Here is a 21959-nt window from a genome sequence, read left to right on the forward strand (position 1 = left end):
CGCACAGGGCCTTAGCCAGTTTTCAACCTGGAAGTTACCTGAGAACAAGTTTGCAGGATTACCGATTTCAGACTGCTTGCGCTGAATGCTTCAGCCAAAGATCCCTGACAATTTCAACAGAGAGCGAAATTGCATGAGAGGCTACCAGCTTTGGGGGGCATCCAAACGGGCGAGGTGAATTCGCTGCTGTTACTGTTTGTCATTTACGCGTATTGAGTTCGTCCAGCATCTCCAGCAGATTGTTGGTCAGGATTACCGAGGCATCTTTCTGGACGACATTCGTGCCGAGCCATGTTTCATAGCCGCCGAGCCGATGCTGTTCGGGAGAGGGCAGGTAGCCGTGCCGACCGTTGGCTAAGCCGATGACCATGGTGCGTGTGAACGGGCTGCGATCCTTGATTTCCAGCCCGATCTCCACCAGTGTCTCGAACGGAATGCCGACGATGGCATACTCACCAATACGAATCGCCTGCAGGGTGACGGTGAGGGTGTCTTCTTCCCGTTCCTGCGCCTGGACCACTTTGCGTGCGTAGCTTTGGGCCTTGTTAGGCAGCCTGGCGATGTCGTTCTTGTCTTTCAAGGCGAGCACTTTTCGTGCAGCGGCTACATCCTCTGCAGTGGGTCGACGGTATTTGAGGTCGACCTTTCTCTCAAGCATGTCGATGGAGATATCGCGTTCGTGGTTTTCAATTTTTTTGTAAGCAAAATAGGCGGTATCGGCGGCTTTACTCGCGACAATCCGGACCTGTTCGAACGGCTCGCGCGGGGGGCGGTTCACGAGAAAGGGGATGTTGTTGATATCGCCCGAGGCGCCATTGGACATCATGGCGACGAAGTTCTGATCCGCACGCAGACGCGCTGGCATCAGCCGGGCGAACTCGCCGAAGTAGTCTGCTGAAGCATGCTTCTTGGGAATGCCTCCCACATAATGCAGAGCATAGTTGGCCAACATTGCCAGCGGTTTTCGCTTCTGATTCTGAATAGACAGGACCATCAGTTCCGGATCGACGGGGCCCGCCGGCCGGTCCAGCACAGCTGCGCTGGTTCCCGGATTCATTTTGACGATGTCCATTTTCCCAAACGGATTCGCAGGCATCTTGCCGGGCTTCAGGAACCAGCGGCGATTGAAGACCTCTTCAGGAAGATCATGCGACGCCATGCCGAGCGCAGCGACCTGCTGTTTCTCGTACGCCTGACTGATTGACTGGGCGAGTCCGTTGATCAGAACTTTGCGGTAAGCGACATCCCCGGGAGAGCCTTCCGTCCGGTTGGAAGGGGGCGCCGAGTGCGTATGCGTCGAGGAAATCAGGATGCGTTCGACGGGAATCCCGGTCTTATTTGAAGCGATCTGTTTCGCTTCATTCAACATCTCGGGGGGGGCGCCGAGTGCATCGAGTACTACAATCGCGACAGTGGTCTTGCCATCATTCAGGACGATCGCCCGGGCATGCAGCGGGTCATGGATGGCACTTTGATCCATGGCTTTGCCACTACGCAGGCTGAAAGGGAATAAGCGTGGTGAAACATCAACGGCAGAGGCGCCCGCCCGGAGTTGCGCCGGCTCGGCCTGCGTCTCAGTGGCAGGTCCAGTGATACAACAGACAAGCAGCGTGAAAAATATAGTTCGCCAATACATGGTATGCGCTTTCCGTCAAAGGGTGATGCTGATTACCAACTGTTATAAACAAATGGCTGCTTCGGTCCAGCAAAAAGTTCCTGACGACTTTTTTACTCGTGTCTGTAGGCAGAAAGTGAAGAGTCAGGTTCCATATTGTAAATCTAAACTGACTGAGTATTATACTCAATGTGCTGACATTATATTCAGTATCTCTGTGTGATATGAAGCTGCCGGGGCAGTATATCAAAACGAATCATCAATAATTCTGCACGGATTTATTCCCTCTCAGAACGGGTCCGTGCAGGTTCATCACAAGTTAGATGCCTTTAGAGAAATGACTCTCCACTTCCAGGTGCTGGGAAAACCAGGCCGCGATAATGCACTTTTCGTTCGCGTCGAGTCGGGACAATCGACCGCGCGATTACTGTTTGACTGTGGCGATGGATGCTTATCGAGCCTGCCATTTTCCGAGATCCAGGCGATCGATCATCTGTTCTTTTCGCACCTGCACATGGACCACATTGGCGGTTTCGATTCGTTTTTCCGTTGTACTTTCAATCGCGATGTCAAGCCGAACGTGATTTGGGGCCCTGCAGGTACGTCTGCCATTCTGCACCATCGATTTCAAGGATTCTGGTGGAATCTTCACGCGAATCAATCTGGAAGATGGTCTGTAAACGACGTGCACCCGACCGATATTGAACGATTCCGCTACGAGATTTCCGAAGCGTTTTCTGAATGTCACAACGAGGGTAAGACCGAACAATGCAGTCCGCTACTGGATACGAGCGACTATTCGGTCTCTGCGATCCACTTGAAGCATAACGGCCCCTGCCTGGGATATGTGGTTCGCGAAAAACCGAAGTGGAACATCCAGACCGACCGTGTTGCTGCAATGGGTCTGCGTCCCGGTTCATGGATGAAAGACCTTAAGAGTGACACTGCGAATCCGACGATTGAAATCGAGGGCCGGACATTTGATCTCGCGGCACTACGAAACGATTTGTTAATTGAATCGCCTGGCGAATCGATCGCATACCTGACTGATTTCCTGCTGGATGATGCAACGAGCGAACAACTGCAGGAAGTATTAGGCGATTGCACTACGGTTGTCTGCGAAGCGCAGTACCGGGATCAGGACATCGATCTCGCACAACGCAACTTTCACACAACGACCACAGTGGTCTCCCAGCTGGCCGCCCGCTCCGGTTTCGGCAAACTCGTCTTATTCCATCTATCCGACCGGTATACGAGAGAGGAATGGGGTGAGATGTTGACCGAATGCCGAACGATTTTTCCCAACACTGAGTTCCCCAAAGACTGGAACATCGAACCAAACAGTAACGGCAGCTGACAAGATGTGGCACCGAAGCATGCTCATCTTTCACGGGGTATTAAGAGGACAGGACTTTAGAATCAAAGAGTCCTGAAACTTTTTAATTCCTTCGTTCACACTTCGTCAGGTTGTCTTAATTGACGTATCTGGAAGAGTTTATGTTATAATCGAGGTCTACCCAAAATCAGAAACCAGCTCTGACCATTTATCTTGTTCCCGGTGGAATTAGAGAAAGTAAAGTCAGTGAGTGAATTTACGTTGCTCAATAAGCAGGGAGTCAAGTCGGACCAAGGTTTCGAAGTACAAATGGTAAATCGCCACTGTATTGAATATCGCGAAGGCGATCTGGTTCTCAGTATAGAAGTTGAAATGGGAATGAATGGCGAAATGCCTTGCTTGTTATATTCTCCTGAGGACTTGAGCATGTCGCACAATGCAGAGGCAGTTCGGCCCATAGATCGAACGCGCATTGAGGAGAATTTTCGTCGAGCGATGGAGTTTCTAGGTGTTCTGGTTATCGCTGAATCTCCCGAATAGATTGTGGCAATAATAGGGGATGTCAAACCACCCAACGGGGATAATTAAAACGGGAAACAGGGCAATAAAAAAGGTACCATCAGGGTCTGCCCCCTCTTTAACTCCTCCCCCAATACGGAGTTGTTTCATGTCGTTAACAAAAGATGATGTCCTTCGAATGATGAATGAGGATCAGGGTAAATTGACTGAGTACATTTTTATCGAAATGGGCTTGGTAGGAGTTCTCGAAGAGTTGATTCACGATGGTTGTGTCCAACGAGTACATGTGCAGAACGATTTTGATATCATTGAGTTAACGGTTAAGGGGTTAAACCGATCCCGAAGCACACTGTCTTCAAACGACTGACTGACGCAGCACAACTACGTCTGTCGCTATGGCTACTTGCTTTCTGAGAATCTGGCCATAATCTTAACGAGGGAAGAATAAAGGGGGGAGGACTCTTTAATGTAATTCAGATTCCTGAACCCTTATTAATTCATTCACTTCTTGTCCGGAACGGATTTGAGGCGCTCTCTCAGAATTTTAATCAGTCGGTCATACGCTTCTAAACGCTCCTTTTCCGTTCGCCAACCTGTGACACCCGCCGCCTGATGAGCTGCCCATGAATCGCCATCCAGAATTTTATGAATTGCCAAAAGTGCGCGATCACAAACACGACCTTCATGCCAGCCTCCGGAGCCGTAGTTAATCCGCGCTTGTCGTTTATCTTCCAGCGCTGCTTTCAGTAATTCGACCAACTTCGGATCGGCAACTGCACCCGCATCAAGGACAGCCGTGGCCCAGTGTGACAATTCCTTGTCAGGGATCGTTTGCACCTGTCGATTGAGGATGGGATGGTGCTTTAACAATGCTGCCGAGACGCGAACGACATAGGGCTCCCTTTTCCTCCACTCAGACGTGTGGCGACTGAGCACGTCGAAATAGACCCACTTGCCCTTTTCGCAGCCTTGAACGAGTGGCTCAAGAAACTCTTCATTCCAGATGTTGTAGTTCGCGGCATCCCAATAGACGATGTCTGGCTCCGTTTGGAATGCCTCGCGGTAGTAGGCTAGTACCTCTGGAGCGTCAGCGTATTTGGCGAAAATGTTCTGGACAAGCGGGCTGCGGACGGGAGAGTAACGCGAATCCTTCAGCGCCGGCAGATAGTCGCCGAGTGTCAGACCGTCTTGCACCTTAGGCATATTGAATAAAGCGTGCATCCTGGACAGATTCTTTTCAAGATCACCAGGAGCTTTGAGGTATTGTTTCATTTCTTGAATCAACTCAGTCACCTCCGCCGCAGATGGGTGACGCAAACCAAACGTAAAGGATGGAGTGTCCTTCGGAGTCTGATAGCGGTCTCCGCCCACGATCTCGATTTCAACCTTTGGCTGAATCTTGACTCGCAGCTCAGTGACAGGACGCAATCCCATATTGATAGAGGCAAACTCGAGTGTCTCTCCGCTGAAGCGATGGCGTCCCGGAGGCAGTCTCTTGATTGAGCCGAAGACACCACTTAATTCGCGTATCATCAAAACATCAGTTGAGGTAGTCTCGTGGAGAGTCAGGTTGAGATTGGTCCGCATCTGCCCAACCTGCAATGTCTTCTGCGTGTGATTCTCCAATTCCAGGGTCAGCCACTTCTTGTCTGCCAGCGAGGTGGGTGACCTGTATAAGAGTCGGGCGGAAACCACCTCACTGTTCCATAAGACGGCGGTACTCCAGCCAGCGACTTCCGCTTTTCCCGCATTTGCATCGGGTGGACAACAGGAAATTGCGAGCACACAGGCTAACAGGTGACTCATCGTCGAAACCTCCCCATCAATGAAATCGATCCGCCAGACAATTGGCTTTTGAACAGACCGTATTCCCGGCCACATGTAAGTAGAGTCACAGTCCTGATAGTTGAGTGGAATCTGATCCTTCAGGCACTGCAGAACAGTTGAACGATATTAGCTCTCGGACGATGCGCCCAGAGAAAAGCATGATACACAAAAGAGGGCAATCGTATGAGCGCAAACTATTACACCACAACAGTCAGTGCCATTCGTGCCAGGAACCTTTGTTTATCTGGTAGTACCCAGGTCAGGTGGTTGAACTCTCAGCCGTTTGTAAGTGGAACAAATCAGATGCTGCACATCAATTCGGGCTAAATCCGTGAGCAACTTCGGTAACTCGTCTGGGACCTGTAAGTCTTTTTGAGCAGAATGCAACTCTTCTTGATGGCGATTGCTGTACCGTTCATACATTGCCAATAGTGCTTTTAAATATTCTTCGTTTGTGAGAGTTGAATCGATTTTTTGATTCGCAAGAATCGAACCTTTGAGGTCTTCTTTAAATACAAATGATTTCAGATTCTCATTGGTGAATACAAATTTGGCCCACCAGGCAAGCAACGGCCGAAACAGCTTATCTTCTGCTAATTCCTGGTACACCTTGCTCAGATTGGCTCGATGGAACGCAACCACCCATCGCTGTCTCTCTGGGGAATTCTTTGGCTGAAGAATTGTGTTCCAGCCTGAGGGTAACTTCCTTATCTCTTGTTTGATCTGCGATTCTTTCGTCGACAATTCGCCATTGAGTTTCTTGACAGCTGTTCTAAGAAGTTGATTCTCTTCCAGAATCTTATACTCCCACTCACGCTCATATTTCGGGACCGATTGCCAATTTAGGTAAGCCTGATCAAACTGCTTTCTTTTCTCTAGCGGAAGATCATTAATTGACTTTATGGAGGCATCATCTTCTCTGGGAACCTTGGCCCGAGAATACATCACATATTTGACTCTCCGTGGCAGGGTAGGTGCGGCCATTCCCGCAGAAACGGGCAAAGTTCGATTCGAAGCCTCTTTTTTTCCCAGAATGGGCTGATCCCGACAATGACCGTTCTTCCACGGCTGGCTCCAACTTTTTGAAAGTGGAGTGAGCATGATGCTGATGAAACCGAAAATGAAAATAATCGGCAACTTAATTTGGACTGATTGGGTTTGCGAAGTCAATTTGTGAATGCCTCTAGAATCCATCCTGAAGCTACTAATATTGTCCACTGTCAGAAAACTGTGGCTGCGTAAAAAAGTACTGGTTCGACAGAAGATTATTCATTATGAATGGGATACTAAAGTTTAGTGGTTTTGCAGTTTCAGGACAAGTTCAAATAAAAACTCACATTGCATTCAGTTAATAAAGGCATAAAGGGGCAGCGACTCTTTTTAATTAGTAATACTTGGATAGCACCGTAAATGCGACCTGTGAATCATTACTGAGAACAAAGTATTTCGCATACTTCGTGCACTGTAGACAATGTAATAATATTGGAGCTGCAGAATAAGATGCAGCAAGTTTGAATGTCCTGTCCAGCGAAGACACATAATTACAGAATCGCATACCAGAATGAGTTTTGACCGCGCTGTTTCCCTCGCTCGATACAACTGGCCGCTTTACCTCACCTGCTGCCTGGTGGCAGCTGTTGGATTTACCATCTGGACGACCCAGCTGGGGCCGCCGCTCATCCTTTACCTGGGACTCTTCGGTGCTGTGGTTGCGACCTGGTATGCGATCGCGTCTTTCGTCGCATTTCACATCATGTTTGATCGTCCTGATTTTCTTTCCGGTGATTGGCTGACTCGTTGCGTCGAACTGCCGCCCCAATCATGTGTCCAACTAAGTATCTGCGTCGAGGAAACGACTCTCCCAGTCCCGAAAATATTTCCTCTCGCCGAATACATCGAACTGGACCTGTTTGACGAATCCCTGATGACCGAACCGGCAATTGCCAGAGCAAAGCAGAAGTCTGGCGATTCCCCGATTCTCGCCGCCAAACCAGATGCACTGCCGCTGTCAGACAACTCTTCTGAATTGACAGTGGTGACTCTCGTTGTGCACGAAATCCGCGATGCGTCACAGCGCGAAGCATTTTTTCGGGAGTTAGCACGAATCACCACCCCGGGAGGGCGGCTGATTATTGCCGAACATCTTCGCAACGTTGCTGCCGCTGCGGTATTTGGCCCGGGGTTATTCCATTTCTACCCTCGGTTCGCCTGGATAACGCTGGCGAAAAATACAGAACTCGAAATAGAATACGAATTTGATATCACGCCATTTTTCCATATCTTTGTGTTGCGTCATTCGGGATGCAGCCAAAAAGGATATGAACAGACGGGATGCAGCCAAAAAGGATATGAACAGAAAAGGTTCCAGGAACCATAAATTGCGGGAAGAATAAAGGGGTCAGGCCTATATAATGTAATTAAGAGTCCTGACCCCTTTTAATTTTCCATTTTAAACGGTTGATCAAGCGAGATGAGCAGCCTTTGAGAAAAGCAACAAAGGGTAGGATTCGCTGAATTGAGTCCAGCCTCTTTATTATCCCCTTATTCATGTAATTTCCTGTTCCCATTCCGTAATTGTTTTCTCGTAGAGATCCTTGGTATTGATATACCAATCAGGTTGTGAACCAATCCAAAGGTTTCCAAGTGGGCCTGTTTCTGATGCGTCTATCACTTCTTCGTTCAATCCCAAAAGCCTAGTGTAATCAGCTCTAGCTGAGCTGATAAAGGTGCTGTCATTTGCGGAGTCTTTAGCGTATCGAGCGGCTTTATCTGCTGCTATATATGTGGAGAGTCTGATCTTCTCTAGATCATCAGGTTTGTATTCCAATACTTCAGAGCCTTTGCCTATGGTGTGAGCTCTGGAAATGGCCATTCCAGCTGAAGAGACTGAAATGGCAGCCCTGACTAAGCTGGTGTCTTTTTTGAACCCAGCACTACGCTCTGCGATCTGGAAGACCATGAAGCCCAAACCAAAGACATCAAAGCCGGTGAATCGGTAAGTCTGGCCAGAGCCGCCATGAACAAGATTATTATATGCCGTATTGAGTTTGACAACGGACTCTTTATATGATGCTGTAATATATTCTATTAGCCAAGGTTCCGTTGTATTAGGTTCTGTTATAGGATTTGGTCGTGAAGTCAATAGTGGCTGGACCCTCAATGCACAACGCAAGGCATACACCGCAACTGAAGCCTGTGATAGCCTATGTAACTCTTCCTCACTTGGCAGCTCATTTTCACCACTCATCACAATCTCCAATCAAACACTTAGACATAAAAGGAGGCTGGACTGAATGGTACTTTCAAGTTTTAACTCGTTTCAAGAGACATTGGGGCGGAATAAAGGGGTCAGGACTCTTAATTGCATTAAAAAGTCCTGACCCCTTTAGGTCTTCCATAAAGTGTGTCTGGGCACTATCGGAAATTGAGACTGCAGAATCGAAAAACAAGCTTGAATTCATTGCGCAGCATGACACCAGACATGAGGTACAGCAACTCGCACTTTCAAAGCTTTCAAATTTCGAAAGAAAACCATAGTGAGGAAAGGCCTGTCTAATCAACGGGGCCGCTCTTTTTTCACTCTTAAGAGTGACAGAACATTTCCAACCGTACCTGGGAGATTTGTTATGCGCCTGGAAGAACGAATGTATTCAGAGACTGACACGCAGCAGGTCATTGAGATTGCCTCGCACCCAGGCTGGCAGCTCGATAAGGCGCATGCCATGTATGAACTTGCCTTCAGGGCTCTGGAAGATCCTTCCCTGTTGAGCGTAGCGTGGAACTGCATTGGCAGCGAACTTGAGGTCATGAATCGGCAGGGGCCACCCCTGGGACAGCCAGCGGCAACAGTATTGGTAGATGCAAATCAGGAAGCAGTTGAGAGGGCATTGGTCGAAGCGATGCAAGTGTGGTCAATTGAGCAGCAACGGGATTTCTTCCTGGGGATTATTGAGAAACCAGAACGATATACTTACTTAAACCGCTTGATTATAAATTTCAGTCTCGCTCCCAAGGTTGATATCGACATCGATGGGAACGTTACTGAGCATCTTTAAAAGTAACGACACTTAAATTCTACCGGTCTCTTGATTGAGATATTACAGGTGCAGAAAGCTTTTTTCCCAAGCCATTTGAAGCAGCATACAGAGGGAAAGCGTAGATCATGATGGCAACAATTCAAAAATCAGACATCGAATGGCTGGCAGCAAATCGTCCGAGGGATCTGCATGATCTTTTGATGGGGACATCGGCATACACGCAGGATGTAAGCGATTCCTTTTCTGAGTGTGATGACGAATCAGACTGGACGCTCGTTATTCACCATCTGCTATTTGCCGAGCAGTTTGGTGCGGCTGCTAGAAATACGAAAGGCGAATGGAAAGGGGAAAGGTATTATCCATCTCACAGAGAAGTATTCGACGGATGGCTCGTAACGGGGATGAGCGGTCTTCACCCCGCAGAACTATATGCCTACCTGGTTGACAATCCAGTCGGCTGAATGCGGAATCAGCAGATCGACAGGCATGGTTAATGAGAGGAAGCGACTTTTAATTACGTCCCGATGGCAACGCTGCTCAATTCAGCGTAGACAGATTATTGAGTGGTTTTGTAGAGAATAGATGAAACACACCTGAAATGACAATGACACCAGATGAGCTGTGGAACGAAATACAGTATTGTTTTCTCAACGATGGTGAGGCGTCATTGCCAACGCTTGAACTGCAGAATCTTTCAGCGAAAGAAATCAACTCCGTTTATCTCCAGATGCGAATACAGTCGCAGGTGGTAACACCGGCTCCGTTCTTCTGGCATGATGTTGAAAAACGAAATATACCGCTTGATGATGTTGCGAACGCTGCAGAGTTAGTCGTATCAGGTCAGGCTGCTCCGTTCAGCTTCACGGTAGAGGCAATCCAAATTGATGACGTCATTCTTCCGATGCTTACCATTGAAATATTTCAGGACACTGTGGCGATCAGCTTCAGCACAAGGGATCACTGGAATGCTCTTCGTGCCTGCGCATTCTTTTCATGGTTGTCATTCTTGCTGGATGGCACCCAGGCTGGACAGCTCGTCGTGTCGGCCGTCAATGGTCCACCTGATCACAAGAGATTTACGCAGGCATGGAACAGGTTCATTAACGACAGTGGGAGAGCAGAGCAGTAAGATGTGTCTGGAGCATCAAATTGATGCATTACTGACAAGCTGCGAATTAAGGAGAACGAAGGTTCCTGAGACATTTATTTACTCGGGAAAGATCTGTCTTTAATCAAATATACAAAAACGTCAACAGTTCAATCGTGATGAATTGAAGCATGCTCTTCGGTATATTCGTAATGAGAGATATTTGCATTAGATTGGAGCAATTGATTGAAAAAAACATTTACTGAAACTGAGATTCTTGCAAAAGCAGTCAACGAGTTCATGACACGGCCCAATCGCCGAAAGCTAAAAGACATTCTTGTCCAATCGTCTTCACAGTTGGCGACGAGCAAAAAAACTGGATGGAAGGTGTTTTTTGTGTTCGAGGAGGCTGACTTATTCTTGAATAATTGTATGACTTTCGAAGTCGATATAGATGGAGAGGTGAAAGTCTTCGAAAGCATGTAATTCTCTTTTTACCCTAAACAGTCTTAGACAATAATGCCGATCGACTTCCTCGACTATGATAGGCGACCGTTCCATTCGAGCCAGGAAGCTTAAATTGATTTGTAACGCGTTAAAAAAACTTTTAACGGGAAGTAAACGTTTTTCTTAAGGCACTTAGACTGTAGTAAAAACAGCAATCCCTACAGGGGCAAAACAGAGAACGCGGATTAATAGATTGAGTTATCAAACTATTTATGTTGTGGATTTACCTGGCACTGTTTTTAATGAACAGCTTGATCCAGCATGTCGTGCCAGTGATGTGGATCTTCGCCATTTTCTAGAAGAAGATGAATGTTGGGAGGGATGTCTACCTGATTCAAGGAAGAATAAAAGGGTCAGGACTATTTAATGTAATTTAATAAAGTAAGCAGTTGAACCTTTTTGTCCGCTCTTTTAGGGATTCTTTTTTTGTTTAGGTGACAGTCATGTTTAATCAAGAATGTGTTCCGATATTTTTAACTCTTACTTTATTTTTACCAACTTTTAGCTGCTCCAAAGAATTGAATCCTCAGAAAAAAACTTCAAGTATTGTTGGCACTTGGCAATTCCCAGGTCCAAATAAACCGGCACTCCATACCGATTGGGGCCCTCTCTGGACCACTTATATTATAAACAGTTCAGGAAAATTTGAATATATTTTAAGCGACAAGGGGGGAGATGTTCAGGGTTTACCTGAAGGATCAATGTTTCGACAATTTGGAACCTATAAGATCACAGATACTACATTTGAAACGGAAATAGATGGAGAAGTCGTCATTACTCCGTATTCTTTGCAAAATGATCATTTGATACTAACTGATAAGGACGGCAAAACTGTTGAATTTATAAGGCTTAAGTGAAAGGTTATAATTAAGGCTTTATCAATCTTCTCTTGCTCCAAATTCGGAATTAGATAGAAAGTTAGTGACTTTGCCCCCAACCTTGTACAAGTTGGAATGTTAGAGGCCCAGGAAGAATAAAGGGGTCAGGACTCTTTAATGCAATTAAGAGTCCTGACCCCTTTAGGTCCCGCAGATATGAACTTCCAACATTTGATAAACCTTATCGGTTCACCGATTTCTCAAATTGGTAGTTCAGGTCAACGAAGCATATACATTCAAGCGACCTCAGATGTGATTATTGTGAGCAGTCTCTTTAGATGATTAGATAATAAGGAAGAATAAAGGGGTCAGGACTATTTAATGTAATTAAGAGTCCTGACCCCTTTTAATCCTCTCAATGCGTTTAGAAACCACGAAACAACATTGGAAGCGATGCAAAGGATTTATGGCCAACTATGAATTATGGACCACACGACAATCTCGTCCATGAGGTTTTGGAGTACCTCGATTCCAACGACTTGCTGGCTGCTGCTGACAACGTTCCCCCGACCATAGTTGCCATCGACGATTTTGAGGCTGCTAAGGAGATGGCCTTCAGCCAGTTCTTTGGGGCATCAAAACTCTCATGGAGCGACATCCGAGAGGCCGAATTGGCGGAAGCGATGAATGCACCTGACGAGGGAGAAATTCATCGCCTGTTTGATGAGTTCTTCGATGTTGTCGCATCAAAGGCCAGGTTCGATTATGATTACGACGAGATCGCCAATGAGATAATCTCCGACATCCTCAATGTGTGTTATTGGAGAGCCGTTTATGGCAGTACGAATGGCCTGTTTGAGCAGATGTTGGAAGTATACAGGAATGGAGGCTGGCCATGTGGATGGCAAGGAGATTGGCCCGGCGGTCAGTTGGTTGCATTCTTCCCTCCATCTAAGTCTGAATGACTACCTCCTCCCTTCCAACCGCTTTGCCCCCTTTATTCTTCAAGTTTGGAACAGGTTTATTAAAGAGGGTGGGTGAGCAGGGCAGTAAGATGTACCTGGAACCTTCAATTGATACATTACCGACTAAGCCGCGTATACCGTAATACGAAGGATTCTGACACCTGTATTTACTCAGCATTTTGTATTGCGTTGAACGCAGCCAAAAAAGCAGGAAGGCTAAGATGTTTTATTTGATTGAACCCGATGACGAACTATCAGACAACTGGCTGTTTTTTGAGGAAGATCTGAACGGTGTGCTTGTGGTTCGAGAAGAGTATCGTGACCTGGTGTGTCAAAGTTGCGGAAAGATTGACGAAAATATCGCTATTTCCCGTGGCCTGAGCTCACATTTTATAGTGGAAACAAACAGCGATATTGTTGCAACGTCTGAGGATTGGATCTGCGTATCGGCACGTTTTTGTGACGAGATCATGAAACTGAAATTTGGGGGACTTAGGTTTATCCCTCTTGCAGATTCGAAACATTCGATTGTTATGCCCGAGTTACTTGTCGAAACCGATGAAACCAGGGCCGGCTTTGAAAACCATAATCAGTGCACAAGTTGCGGTAGATTTGGTGAAAGAATCATTGGGCCTTTTATTCAAGGAATGAGGTTGCCAGCATCCGATTCCACATTCTTCGCTTCATCAATCGCCAACGAGAATGTGAAGGTGAGCTATTATCGATTTTTCGCCAGCGAATTAATAGTAGAAGCAATCCGAAAGCTGGAATTCGCAGGAATCGATTTTGTAGAAACCGCATAGAGACAATTGTGATTAAAGGCATATCGGGGCGGGACTCTTTGATATCACTAGCAGTCTTGCCCCCTTTTAATTCTTCCATTGATGATAGAGTGTACGGCCCGGATATAAGGCGAGTATTGAAGAATGTAATTAGTGATTGGAGGAGTCTCCGTCCTGATCTATTTCAAGGTACACACCAAATGACAACTTCAGAAGAACTTTCTAAAACGCTTTACTCTGACAATACCCAAGAGTTCATGACTCTTGCCAACAGCCTGGCAACAGAAGGCACAACAGAAAGTGTAGATGTTTTACTGGCGTGTTTTGAAGATGATGATGATTATTATGATGAAATGTCTGTTCTGATGCATGCCATAGAGCGGATTGATCCAACTCCAGTTTATGAATCACTTAGCAAAGGATTACCTGATTTAAACGATCGAGCGCCTGGGTGGAGCGAAGAGTTGGTGAAACGACATCTTAGTGTACCTGGAATTGCAAAAGAGGGGGGATTTAGTATTTCGGCTTTCGTGTGTGCGTTGAGAGAAGTTCCGGAGTCTTTGGCGGTTGCTAAGTCAATTGCCAGCAGGCTAGTCTCTGATGAGCGAATACCAGCCGATGTTTTGTATTTCTTCACTTAATTTAACGAATTCAGACTCGCTAGATCCTCTGAAACATTCGATTGTGAGAGAGCCTGTCGCTATTTTTCATTGGTGGAATAAAGGGCTCACTGCTGCCCGTTTCACGCTGTTTATTTCGATTTTTGGTATATCAATGGCCGTCTATTCGCTACATCGCGATACAGGTGGTTCTGTGAGGTTGTGTGGCGTCGTTAGAATTATGAGTTGATTTCACTGATCTCCTGGCATCTAATCGCGTTAAATCTTCCATTCGTTCTATGCTCCTTCTGTAATTACGGAGGTCAAACCATGTGGTTTTACGAAACTAAAATTGGAATCTTCACGATTCGCGAGAGGTCGGGCAAGTACCATGTTTATTTTGATGGCGAGGACCTCGGAAGTTATGACACACCTTGGCAAGCATCTGAAGACTTAGCTGGAGGCCGCATGCCTACTCTCTCCTGTGGTGTTGATACAGCAACCCTCGGGATCGCTCCCCATACGGACCAATGGCTTAAATTAATTCATGGTAGACCTCTGGGGAATAAAACGGCCCAGCATCGCCAGTCCGGGGAGAAAAGCCAATAAACGCCTATGTTTCGAGAAGAATAAAGGGGTCAGGACTCTTAATTGCATTAAAGAGTCCTGACCCCTTTAGGTTCTTCTAATGGAAGTATTGCAACTAGTGAAATTTACTTGGTCAATGGGTAACAAGATGTCTTCAGGGCAATTTGAAAAGCAGACCAAGCTGAGGCTTACTTGTACAATCATACAGGCGGGATATAATGGCACATATGATTTCTAAAACTCTATCGCAAAAACACTCTGGTATGAAACAATAATTCTAGGACATCGATTACTCATGAAAGTTTTATCATGACAATAAATAATCCTGTAAGTAAAACACATTTTAAAATCACTTCAGATCGACTTCAGCATTTCACAAATGAAACTTTTATGTGTGATGATTGTCAGTACGATTATCACCCTAAGGTTCATAGTCAGCCTTATATAGTTCAATTTGGCGCGATACTCATTGCAACATCTCTGTTCTTGGTTTTTAAATTTCAAGCCCCTGTCTGGCTGTATGCCTTGTTACCAATATTGATTGGTGGCTATATGATTTGGTATCATAATAGAGATAGACGCATTATGGCATCTTCAAGCACTTCTAAGCTGAAATATGGCGATATAATACTTGAGTGCCCCAAATGTGGCAGCACTAAAGCAACGAAGGTAGGATAACCCTGCTCTCGTACTCATACACCAACAAATGTATCTACGTTGGATGTGAATAAAATAAAGTGGTCAGGACCAATCCTGTTCGGCCCGGGGGTTGCTTGCGGCGGCTGATTTTGGATCAGGGTCTTGAGTGATTGTAAAATCTACGGAGTGGTATTACGAGTACTTGTTCTCAGATAAATCGGCGCAGCGTGAAGTAAAGCAGACGAGACGTACTGGCGACCCGCGTTTAATCTTTCTGTTTTTGCAATCGGGAAATATGCGACAACAGTTCTTCTTCGTCGCACATGCCGGTGAAATACCAGCAGATCATTTCATAGGTTCGCAACGTCGGTTTGCGACCGGTCCACAGACTGATCAGCATGCTGGCAATGATCGCACAGTAAGTCTGAATTTCGATACCGTTTTGCGACCTGCTTAACAGATGGCGACAGCCCAGCATGTGCTTGAAGAATCGGAAGAAGATTTCAATCGTCCAGCGATAACGATACATCAATGCAATGATCTCCGCGGGAACGTCCAGCAGATTGGTCGCGATCCGTAACACGCCATCGCAGTTCGGCCCCGTGCTCTTGCCGCCATAGCGGGTGCGCTTCTGATGCGGTGCCATCTCGATCAGAATCAATCGCAGGCGATGCTCCTGTAGGCCTGATTGGAAACAGTAATGATACGTTGAGCTCTTTCTTTTCCGCATACATTGATTTCTTCGTACAGAGATTCTGAGAGGTTTCACTTCTCAACTGTTATTATCTCAGTTTCCGGTTGCTAAATCGCTTATTTTCCCGGCGATCTGTCGTTAATGGGCGTCTGTTTTGCTTTGTCCTGCGAGGCCCAGGCGGTTGAGCATGGGGCCGATGGTCAGGCCGCCGACGAGGATGGAAAAGGCGACGACGACGTAGGTCATGGTCAGGATGAGTTCGCCGACGGTATCATACTGCGATTGCTGGGCGTGGATCTCTTCTTTGAGTGAGAGGGCGAGGGCCACACTGATTCCGCCGCGGAGACCGCCCCAGGTCATGACTTTGATCGCATGCGATGTGAACTGTCGGCCGGCCAACTTCTTCAGGGCGGTGATCACCGTACCCACGGAGAGGAATCGCGCCAGCAGTGCCGCGGGGATGGCCAGCGCTCCGGCCAGCAGATATTTCTCCTGGAACGACAGTACCAGGACCTCCAGGCCGATCAGTACAAACAGCACCGCGTTCAGCAGCTCGTCGACCAGCTCCCAGAACGTGTCCAGGTGCTGGCGGGTTTTGTCGGACATCGCCAGTGTGCGGCCGTGGTTCCCCAGGATCAGCCCTGCGACCACCATTGCCAGCGGCCCGGAGAGGTGCAGCTTCATCGCCAGCGCGTATCCGCCTGTCACGACCGCCAGCGAAATCAAAATCTCCGTGGCGTAGTGATCGATGGATCGCAACAGCAGGAATGCGAGCAGCCCCAGTACAAAGCCCAGTGCAATGCCGCCGCCAGCTTCGAGGGTGAAGAGTTTCGCGACGTCGCTGGCGTTCGTCTCTGCGACCTCTGTGTCTGCGTGCTCCTCGTGTGGATCTTCCTGTTCGCTCTGCTGAACGACCTGGTTCGACTCCTGCTGATTTCCGTCTGCGTGCGACTCGCCATGCCCGCCCAAACCGGCGATGCCCAGGAGTGCGATAAAGACCACCACGCCGACGCCGTCGTTGAACAGTGACTCGCCGGCGATCTTAGTCTCCAGCGATTTGGGGGCACCGAGGCTCTTGAAGATTCCCAGGACCGCAATCGGGTCGGTGGGGGCGACGATGGAGCCGAAGATCAGGCAGTAGATGAAACGGACCTCGATGCCGAGCCAGCCGGTGATGAGATAAGTGAGCCCGCCGACGATGAACGTCGTGGCGAGGACGCCGATGGTCGCGAGCAGGGCGATGGCCGCGGTTTGTTCTTTGAGGTCGTTGAGGTTGACGTGCAACGCTCCGGCAAAGAGCAGGTAGCCGAGCATGCCCTGCATCAGCGTCTGGTCGAAGTCGATCGAGCCGATGAGCGTTTCGGCCGCGGTGAGCACCGTCGCTCCGGGCACGATTCGATCGATCAGCAGCAGGGCGATTGCGTGCAGCATCGCCAACAGCATCAGGCCGACCGTTGTGGGCAGCTTGAGCAGTTTGTGGTTAATGAATGCGAAGGCCGCTGCGAGGGCCACGAGGATGCCGGCGATATCGAAAAAGTTCATGGCCGTTATTATAGGGGCCTGCGCCGGGAAGAAAAGGAGTCTAGTGGTTTTGTGGCAGAGAAAAAACAACGCACTTCGGATGCCTGCAATGCCCCGACACGGACTCAGGAAAGCGGTTCTGGTTCCAGTTAACGATGTTCATCTTCGGGGCTGCATTGCGCTCTGGTAAAATACGTGTCTGGTTTCCTGATTGCGGTGCCGGGTTCTGAAGCAGAGTCTGTCCTGTGCTGATCTTTGATTCTGCATCGATGGGGGCTGGTGATCTGGTATTTTGTGAATCGGCGTGGGGGCGTCAAGTGGAATGGGTGTGTTGACTGGCTCCGAGTGTGCAGTGAAGTGGGGGGAGTCTGGTGTGAATTGCTCTGAATGTGCTGCGAAATGATTTGAGATTGTACGAGACAGCGGGAACCGGTTCATTCTGTTCCGGTGAAAAGCGGGAAAAATCGACGGCGATTCAGGTGAATCTGAGTCACAAGTGAGACAGGTTTTGGTGCACGCATCATCCGCCTCGCGCGCGAAGCAGAATTACACAAGAATACGATTCGGAAAGTGACGATCAAGTGCAGTTTGTTCCGTTCTGGAGACAGAACTGCGCTGGTCATTGGGAAGGGGGCACACGCACAATACAAAAACGTTTGAGGGGCAGGGGAGGTCGCTGCCGGATTGAGCAGTGAGCTGGATGCTGATGGTTCCGGCGTATTTCAGCCCGTTTATTTTAAAGGCACGCGATTGCATCAGGTCAATAATTGCTGGACGGGGCCGGTGCTGTCGGCGAAGCGGTCGAGCTTGAGGCCCATGACATGTGCGTGGGTGAGCCAGAGGTTTGCCAGGGCAGTGCCATCTGAGCAGTGCAGATGCTGTCCCGTCTTTAAGCGTCCTCCACCGGAACCGGCGACGACGATGGGCAGGTCGGTATATTGATGCGTGGCACCGTCGCCCAGACCAGAGCCATACGTGAAGATGGTATTGTCCAGCAATGACGTTCCATCCGACTCACGAATGGCATCCAACTTCTGCACGAGATAAACAAACTGTTCCATATGAAAGCGATCCACCTGCAGCAGTTCTTTCATAAACTTATTCTGATTATGCGACATCTGATGATGGCTCATCGGTTTGTCGAACAGCGATTCGTAGCGCATGGGGGTATCCCAGCGTTCGGGGCCAATCATCAGTGTGGCCACATTGGTTAAACCAACCTGCAGGGCTGCGACCATCAGGTCTCCCATCAGACGAATATACTGGCCACGGGGGAGCTGGGAGTTATCTGGTTCTTTGACGGAAGCTTTGCCTATTTCATGTTTGATCTGATCGAGTTTGTCCATCTGTTCTTCGATCGTCCTGATGCCATCGAAGAACTCCTGAAATTTCTCACGGTCTGCACGGCCGAGTCGTCTGTTTAATGAGCGTGCATCTTCGAGAACCAGTCCCGTGATATCGCGAAACGCCTGATTCTCCTGTGTGCCGAACATGCGGCGGTAGACTTTCCGTGGGTCACGCATCGAAGGCGCGACATGCCCCGTGCCATACCAGGAGATATTGTCAAAATAGATCGACTCTTTGTTGTCCCGGTGGCTGTTGCAACTCAGCTCCAGGGTGCGGAACGGAGTCTTCTCCCCGACGTGGTCCGCAATGATATGATCGAGTGTCCGCGCCAGGGGGTATACCGACGACTTGACTGCATGGGCAGTGGCGCTGCTTAAAAAACAGGAGGCACATTGGGCGTGCACATCGCTTCCATGCTTGTAGAAGCGATCCATGCCGGTGATGAGCGTGACTTTCTGCTTTACTTTTTCGAGTGGTTGCTGCGTGGGCGTTAGTTCTTGCAGAGGACGCACCCCCACTTTCAGGCCGGTTTCCCGGGTAATCTCTTCCTGACTGCTTGTGAATTTGGGAATCGCCGCATTCTGTTCGCCCGGAAAGAAACCGCGACGCACCACGCCAATGGGCACATAGAAGACCGCCAGGCGTTGGGCGGGTTGCGGAGGAACTTCAGAGTGCGCGAGACTTTCCAGCCAGGGCAATGCCAGTGTCGCACCTGCTGCTCCGCGGAGAAATGATCGCCGACTGGTTTTCATCATCATTCTGCCATTCTACGCTAACATGTTACGGGATCGTTTCAGGATGAGTTTGCTGATTCAATGACACAGCCTGGTTTCCCTGCCTGACTGTACCCTGTAAGAAAGGGCGACTCAATACGATTTCTTTGATGAGAGACTGGAAGCGGTAATCTGCGGCTGCTGTTTCCGTCACAATTTTTTCCAGAGCGAATGAATCTGCCGCTCCCATTTCGCGTCCGAGGGCGAATGCAAGCAGATGGGCGGCAAATGCCCGAGTAAAGCGGTCCTTTTCCGTCAGCAAAGCATCTTTGAACTCGATGATATTTGCGAATTCATGTTTGCTCAGCAACTTGCCACTGGCGTCGACCGTTCGCCCGTTGGGGTATGTTTTACGCCAGAGGCCGGCTGCATCATAATTTTCTAACGCAAACCCTAAGGGATCAATCCGCTGGTGACAGCCTGCGCAGCTGGCATGTTCTCTGTGGGCAGCAAATCGCTCACGCAATGTCAGGTTTTCTTCGCCCGACTTTGGCTTGTCTTCCAGTAAGGGGACATCAGCGGGGGGAGGTTTGGGGGGATCATTCAGAATGACGCCTGCAATCCAGGCACCGCGCGTAATCGGCTGAGTTCGCGTGGCATTCGATGTCATCGTCATGACGGCAGCGTTGGTGATGACTCCGCCCTGCCGCCGATCTTTTACTGGTACACGTCGAAATTGCACTGTCACCGGTGAGCCAGGATTTCCGCGCGTCCCATCGCGGTACCAGGCCTCCAGCAAATCACTGCGATAACTGAAATCGGAATCGATTAACTTGAGGACGGACTGGTCTTCAATCAGTAAGGTTTCAAACAAGAGTAATGGCTCCAGCATCATATGCATGCTGGCACGGTACTTGGAAAAGTAGAACTGTGGGTACCGCTGACGATCAGGAGTGGAAGAGATAATGCGTTCCAGTTGCAGCCATTGGGTGGGAAAGCTGTCGCAAAATCGCTTCAGGCGTTCGTCATGCAGCATGCGGTCAACCTGCCCGGTTAGCACATCAGGCTCATGAAGCTTTCCAGCCCCAGCCAGGTCGAGCAGGGGCTGATCAGGAATACTTCCCCAGAGGAAAAACGAAAGACGCGAAGCCAGGCTGAAATCATCAATGCCTGTCTGATTTGGAGAGGCTCCGTCGGTTGGCTGATCATACAGATAGAAAAACTGGGGCGAAGCCAGTACCGCTGCTGCCGCTTCCTGCATGCTTTCCGTAAAAGACTTTTGCTGTTGGATCTGACTTATGACATAAGAGGTATAACGCTCCACAAGTTTGTCGCTGGCAGGACGTCGAAAAGCGCGTGTCAGAAATTTCCTTAAGCGAATTTCCACGATCGCCTGTGTTTCTTCCGCTGTCCCTTCTGCCGGAGCTGCGAAGAACTGCTTCCAGATACCACAGGTTTTGGCGTTGAAGTCGGCACTGAAGACAATGGAACGGCTCAGTCTCAGAAATGATTCCAGCAGTAGAGGGGAAAGCGAAAGGTGATCGGCTCGATTATCGAATCCGTTCTCGGCCCGCAGATCCTGTGGAAAGGCGGCTACTCCGCCCAGTCGTTTTTCGATCAACTGAGACTTGCCCAGCGGACGACTGCCGACCCGCACCTGCTGAGGCATCTTTCCGGTTTGTGGCTGAAAGTAATTGTCGTACTCCCGCATCATCCGTTCCGGGAGTGAGAAGACTTCCACTTTCAGCTGGAACAGATCCTGAACGGCATTGTTGTACTGAAACCGGTTCATGCGTCGAATCGGTGTGCCCGGCACGTTCTCCGCTGATTCAATCGATTGCTTTAAGTATGCTTTCAGACTAGCTACCAGTTGTGTACGCGTCTTCTCAGAAAGAGGCTGTTCACTTTCAGGTGGCATGTATCCGGAGTCGACTGCCTCAATTAAATCCTGCAACGTTTCCGGAGTGCTTACCAGTTGATCGGAATTTTGCAGGCTGAGCAGATTGACCTCGCCTTCAACCTTTCCATTCTTGCCGTGACACTTCACACAGAACTGCTGAAAGGCCGGACGGATGATGGTCGAGAAAGAATCAGTCTGTGGATCAGGCGCAGGCTCAGCTCCCTGGCTAAACAGGGGCGAAAGCCAGATCGCCACAAAAACACTGCTATACGAAAATCGTGATATCAAGGTCGCCTCTGATCCGGGATTCACCAATGAGAATAAGACTGAGAGCGTTCTATGTATAACTTGCCGCTTATATATTAACTCGGCGCCCCCCACGATGTCTATTACGGAGTGGATCTCCCCTGATTTAGTGGGTCTTCTCAATACTAAGCTGGGGGTTGAAATCAGAGTGCTGGCAAC

At 48.7% G+C, this 21959-nt stretch carries 20 protein-coding genes; 12 read left to right on the plus strand and 8 right to left on the minus strand.

All coding sequences use genetic code 11. The annotated features are described in order from the left end of the window. Positions 1–199: 199 nt before the first annotated feature. Positions 200–1636, minus strand: a complete 1437-nt coding sequence (locus HG66A1_RS09710) for a neutral/alkaline non-lysosomal ceramidase N-terminal domain-containing protein (protein ID WP_145182735.1) — start codon at positions 1634–1636, stop codon at positions 200–202. A gap of 316 nt (positions 1637–1952) precedes the next feature. Between HG66A1_RS09710 and HG66A1_RS09715 the strand changes: the two genes are divergently transcribed. After that, a complete protein-coding gene (locus HG66A1_RS09715; protein ID WP_145182738.1) occupies positions 1953–2972 on the plus strand; it encodes an MBL fold metallo-hydrolase in 1020 nt (339 codons plus the stop codon). A gap of 225 nt (positions 2973–3197) precedes the next feature. Further along, positions 3198–3491 (plus strand): hypothetical protein, encoded by a 294-nt coding sequence (locus HG66A1_RS09720; RefSeq protein ID WP_145182741.1) that lies wholly within the window; start codon positions 3198–3200, stop codon positions 3489–3491. Positions 3492–3971: 480 nt separating this feature from the next. On the opposite strand, the gene HG66A1_RS09725 is transcribed toward HG66A1_RS09720, so the two are convergent. Together HG66A1_RS09725 and HG66A1_RS09730 are read right to left on the minus strand one after the other, a co-directional pair. Beyond that, positions 3972–5276: a hypothetical protein gene (locus HG66A1_RS09725; RefSeq protein WP_145182744.1), complete on the minus strand. Its 1305-nt coding sequence runs from the start codon at positions 5274–5276 to the stop codon at positions 3972–3974. 261 nt (positions 5277–5537) lie between these two features. Further along, on the minus strand, positions 5538–6467 hold the full coding sequence (locus HG66A1_RS09730; protein ID WP_145182747.1) for a hypothetical protein: 930 nt from the start codon (positions 6465–6467) through the stop codon (positions 5538–5540). A 391-nt stretch (positions 6468–6858) separates the two neighbouring features. Between HG66A1_RS09730 and HG66A1_RS09735 the strand changes: the two genes are divergently transcribed. Continuing rightward, positions 6859–7674, plus strand: coding sequence for a class I SAM-dependent methyltransferase (locus HG66A1_RS09735; protein ID WP_145182761.1), 816 nt, complete (start codon positions 6859–6861; stop codon positions 7672–7674). A 168-nt stretch (positions 7675–7842) separates the two neighbouring features. On the opposite strand, the gene HG66A1_RS09740 is transcribed toward HG66A1_RS09735, so the two are convergent. Next, entirely contained in the window at positions 7843–8544 is a 702-nt protein-coding gene (locus tag HG66A1_RS09740) for a hypothetical protein (RefSeq protein WP_145182764.1), read from the minus strand. A gap of 379 nt (positions 8545–8923) precedes the next feature. On the opposite strand from HG66A1_RS09740, the gene HG66A1_RS09745 reads away from it, so the two are divergent. The 9 genes from HG66A1_RS09745 (at position 8924) to HG66A1_RS09785 (ending at position 15358) form a co-directional block, all read left to right on the plus strand. Further along, the gene (locus tag HG66A1_RS09745) at positions 8924–9352 is read left to right on the plus strand and encodes a hypothetical protein (protein WP_145182767.1); all 429 of its coding nucleotides are present in this window, start codon (positions 8924–8926) and stop codon (positions 9350–9352) included. Between the two features lie 107 nt (positions 9353–9459). Continuing rightward, positions 9460–9795 carry a hypothetical protein gene (locus HG66A1_RS09750; protein WP_145182770.1) on the plus strand — a complete coding sequence of 112 codons (336 nt, stop codon included), beginning with the start codon at positions 9460–9462 and terminating at the stop codon, positions 9793–9795. Between the two features lie 137 nt (positions 9796–9932). Then, positions 9933–10463 (plus strand): hypothetical protein, encoded by a 531-nt coding sequence (locus HG66A1_RS09755; RefSeq protein WP_145182773.1) that lies wholly within the window; start codon positions 9933–9935, stop codon positions 10461–10463. Positions 10464–11371: 908 nt separating this feature from the next. Further along, entirely contained in the window at positions 11372–11785 is a 414-nt protein-coding gene (locus HG66A1_RS09760) for a hypothetical protein (protein WP_145182776.1), read from the plus strand. 437 nt (positions 11786–12222) lie between these two features. Beyond that, positions 12223–12711, plus strand: coding sequence for a hypothetical protein (locus tag HG66A1_RS09765; RefSeq protein WP_145182779.1), 489 nt, complete (start codon positions 12223–12225; stop codon positions 12709–12711). Between the two features lie 221 nt (positions 12712–12932). Next, positions 12933–13514 carry a hypothetical protein gene (locus HG66A1_RS09770; protein WP_145182780.1) on the plus strand — a complete coding sequence of 194 codons (582 nt, stop codon included), beginning with the start codon at positions 12933–12935 and terminating at the stop codon, positions 13512–13514. A gap of 179 nt (positions 13515–13693) precedes the next feature. Continuing rightward, positions 13694–14134 carry an Imm30 family immunity protein gene (locus tag HG66A1_RS09775; RefSeq protein WP_145182782.1) on the plus strand — a complete coding sequence of 147 codons (441 nt, stop codon included), beginning with the start codon at positions 13694–13696 and terminating at the stop codon, positions 14132–14134. Positions 14135–14422: 288 nt separating this feature from the next. Continuing rightward, positions 14423–14701, plus strand: coding sequence for a hypothetical protein (locus HG66A1_RS09780; RefSeq protein WP_145182784.1), 279 nt, complete (start codon positions 14423–14425; stop codon positions 14699–14701). 288 nt (positions 14702–14989) lie between these two features. Continuing rightward, entirely contained in the window at positions 14990–15358 is a 369-nt protein-coding gene (locus HG66A1_RS09785) for a hypothetical protein (RefSeq protein WP_145182786.1), read from the plus strand. 226 nt (positions 15359–15584) lie between these two features. Here the strand turns inward: HG66A1_RS09785 and HG66A1_RS09790 are convergent, their stop codons facing one another. The 4 genes from HG66A1_RS09790 to HG66A1_RS09805 all read right to left on the minus strand — a co-directional run bounded on the left by HG66A1_RS09790 (position 15585) and on the right by HG66A1_RS09805 (position 21749). Further along, complete coding sequence (locus HG66A1_RS09790) at positions 15585–16088, minus strand: transposase (RefSeq protein WP_409999467.1); 504 nt, start codon at positions 16086–16088, stop codon at positions 15585–15587. A 63-nt stretch (positions 16089–16151) separates the two neighbouring features. After that, entirely contained in the window at positions 16152–17555 is a 1404-nt protein-coding gene (locus tag HG66A1_RS09795) for a cation:proton antiporter (protein WP_145182790.1), read from the minus strand. A gap of 734 nt (positions 17556–18289) precedes the next feature. Next, on the minus strand, positions 18290–19639 hold the full coding sequence (locus HG66A1_RS09800; RefSeq protein WP_232106793.1) for a DUF1552 domain-containing protein: 1350 nt from the start codon (positions 19637–19639) through the stop codon (positions 18290–18292). Between the two features lie 22 nt (positions 19640–19661). Further along, complete coding sequence (locus HG66A1_RS09805) at positions 19662–21749, minus strand: DUF1592 domain-containing protein (protein WP_197997070.1); 2088 nt, start codon at positions 21747–21749, stop codon at positions 19662–19664. Positions 21750–21959 lie beyond the last annotated feature (210 nt).

Source organism: Gimesia chilikensis (assembly GCF_007744075.1).
In the GTDB taxonomy this organism is placed as follows: Bacteria; Planctomycetota; Planctomycetia; order Planctomycetales; family Planctomycetaceae; genus Gimesia; species Gimesia chilikensis_A.

Excerpts from the sequence above, each read along its gene's own strand:
- HG66A1_RS09725 (WP_145182744.1), bottom strand. The coding sequence starts at position 5,276 with ATGAGTCACCTGTTAGCCTGTGTGCTCGCAATTTCCTGTTGTCCACCC.
- HG66A1_RS09745 (WP_145182767.1), top strand. The coding sequence starts at position 8,924 with ATGCGCCTGGAAGAACGAATGTATTCAGAGACTGACACGCAGCAGGTC.
- HG66A1_RS09775 (WP_145182782.1), top strand. The coding sequence starts at position 13,694 with ATGACAACTTCAGAAGAACTTTCTAAAACGCTTTACTCTGACAATACC.
- HG66A1_RS09715 (WP_145182738.1), top strand. The coding sequence starts at position 1,953 with ATGACTCTCCACTTCCAGGTGCTGGGAAAACCAGGCCGCGATAATGCA.
- HG66A1_RS09770 (WP_145182780.1), top strand. The coding sequence starts at position 12,933 with ATGTTTTATTTGATTGAACCCGATGACGAACTATCAGACAACTGGCTG.
- HG66A1_RS09800 (WP_232106793.1), bottom strand. The coding sequence starts at position 19,639 with ATGATGATGAAAACCAGTCGGCGATCATTTCTCCGCGGAGCAGCAGGT.
- HG66A1_RS09735 (WP_145182761.1), top strand. The coding sequence starts at position 6,859 with ATGAGTTTTGACCGCGCTGTTTCCCTCGCTCGATACAACTGGCCGCTT.
- HG66A1_RS09750 (WP_145182770.1), top strand. The coding sequence starts at position 9,460 with ATGATGGCAACAATTCAAAAATCAGACATCGAATGGCTGGCAGCAAAT.
- HG66A1_RS09765 (WP_145182779.1), top strand. The coding sequence starts at position 12,223 with ATGAATTATGGACCACACGACAATCTCGTCCATGAGGTTTTGGAGTAC.
- HG66A1_RS09755 (WP_145182773.1), top strand. The coding sequence starts at position 9,933 with ATGACAATGACACCAGATGAGCTGTGGAACGAAATACAGTATTGTTTT.
- HG66A1_RS09740 (WP_145182764.1), bottom strand. The coding sequence starts at position 8,544 with ATGAGTGGTGAAAATGAGCTGCCAAGTGAGGAAGAGTTACATAGGCTA.
- HG66A1_RS09710 (WP_145182735.1), bottom strand. The coding sequence starts at position 1,636 with ATGTATTGGCGAACTATATTTTTCACGCTGCTTGTCTGTTGTATCACT.
- HG66A1_RS09795 (WP_145182790.1), bottom strand. The coding sequence starts at position 17,555 with ATGAACTTTTTCGATATCGCCGGCATCCTCGTGGCCCTCGCAGCGGCC.
- HG66A1_RS09760 (WP_145182776.1), top strand. The coding sequence starts at position 11,372 with ATGTTTAATCAAGAATGTGTTCCGATATTTTTAACTCTTACTTTATTT.
- HG66A1_RS09780 (WP_145182784.1), top strand. The coding sequence starts at position 14,423 with ATGTGGTTTTACGAAACTAAAATTGGAATCTTCACGATTCGCGAGAGG.
- HG66A1_RS09785 (WP_145182786.1), top strand. The coding sequence starts at position 14,990 with ATGACAATAAATAATCCTGTAAGTAAAACACATTTTAAAATCACTTCA.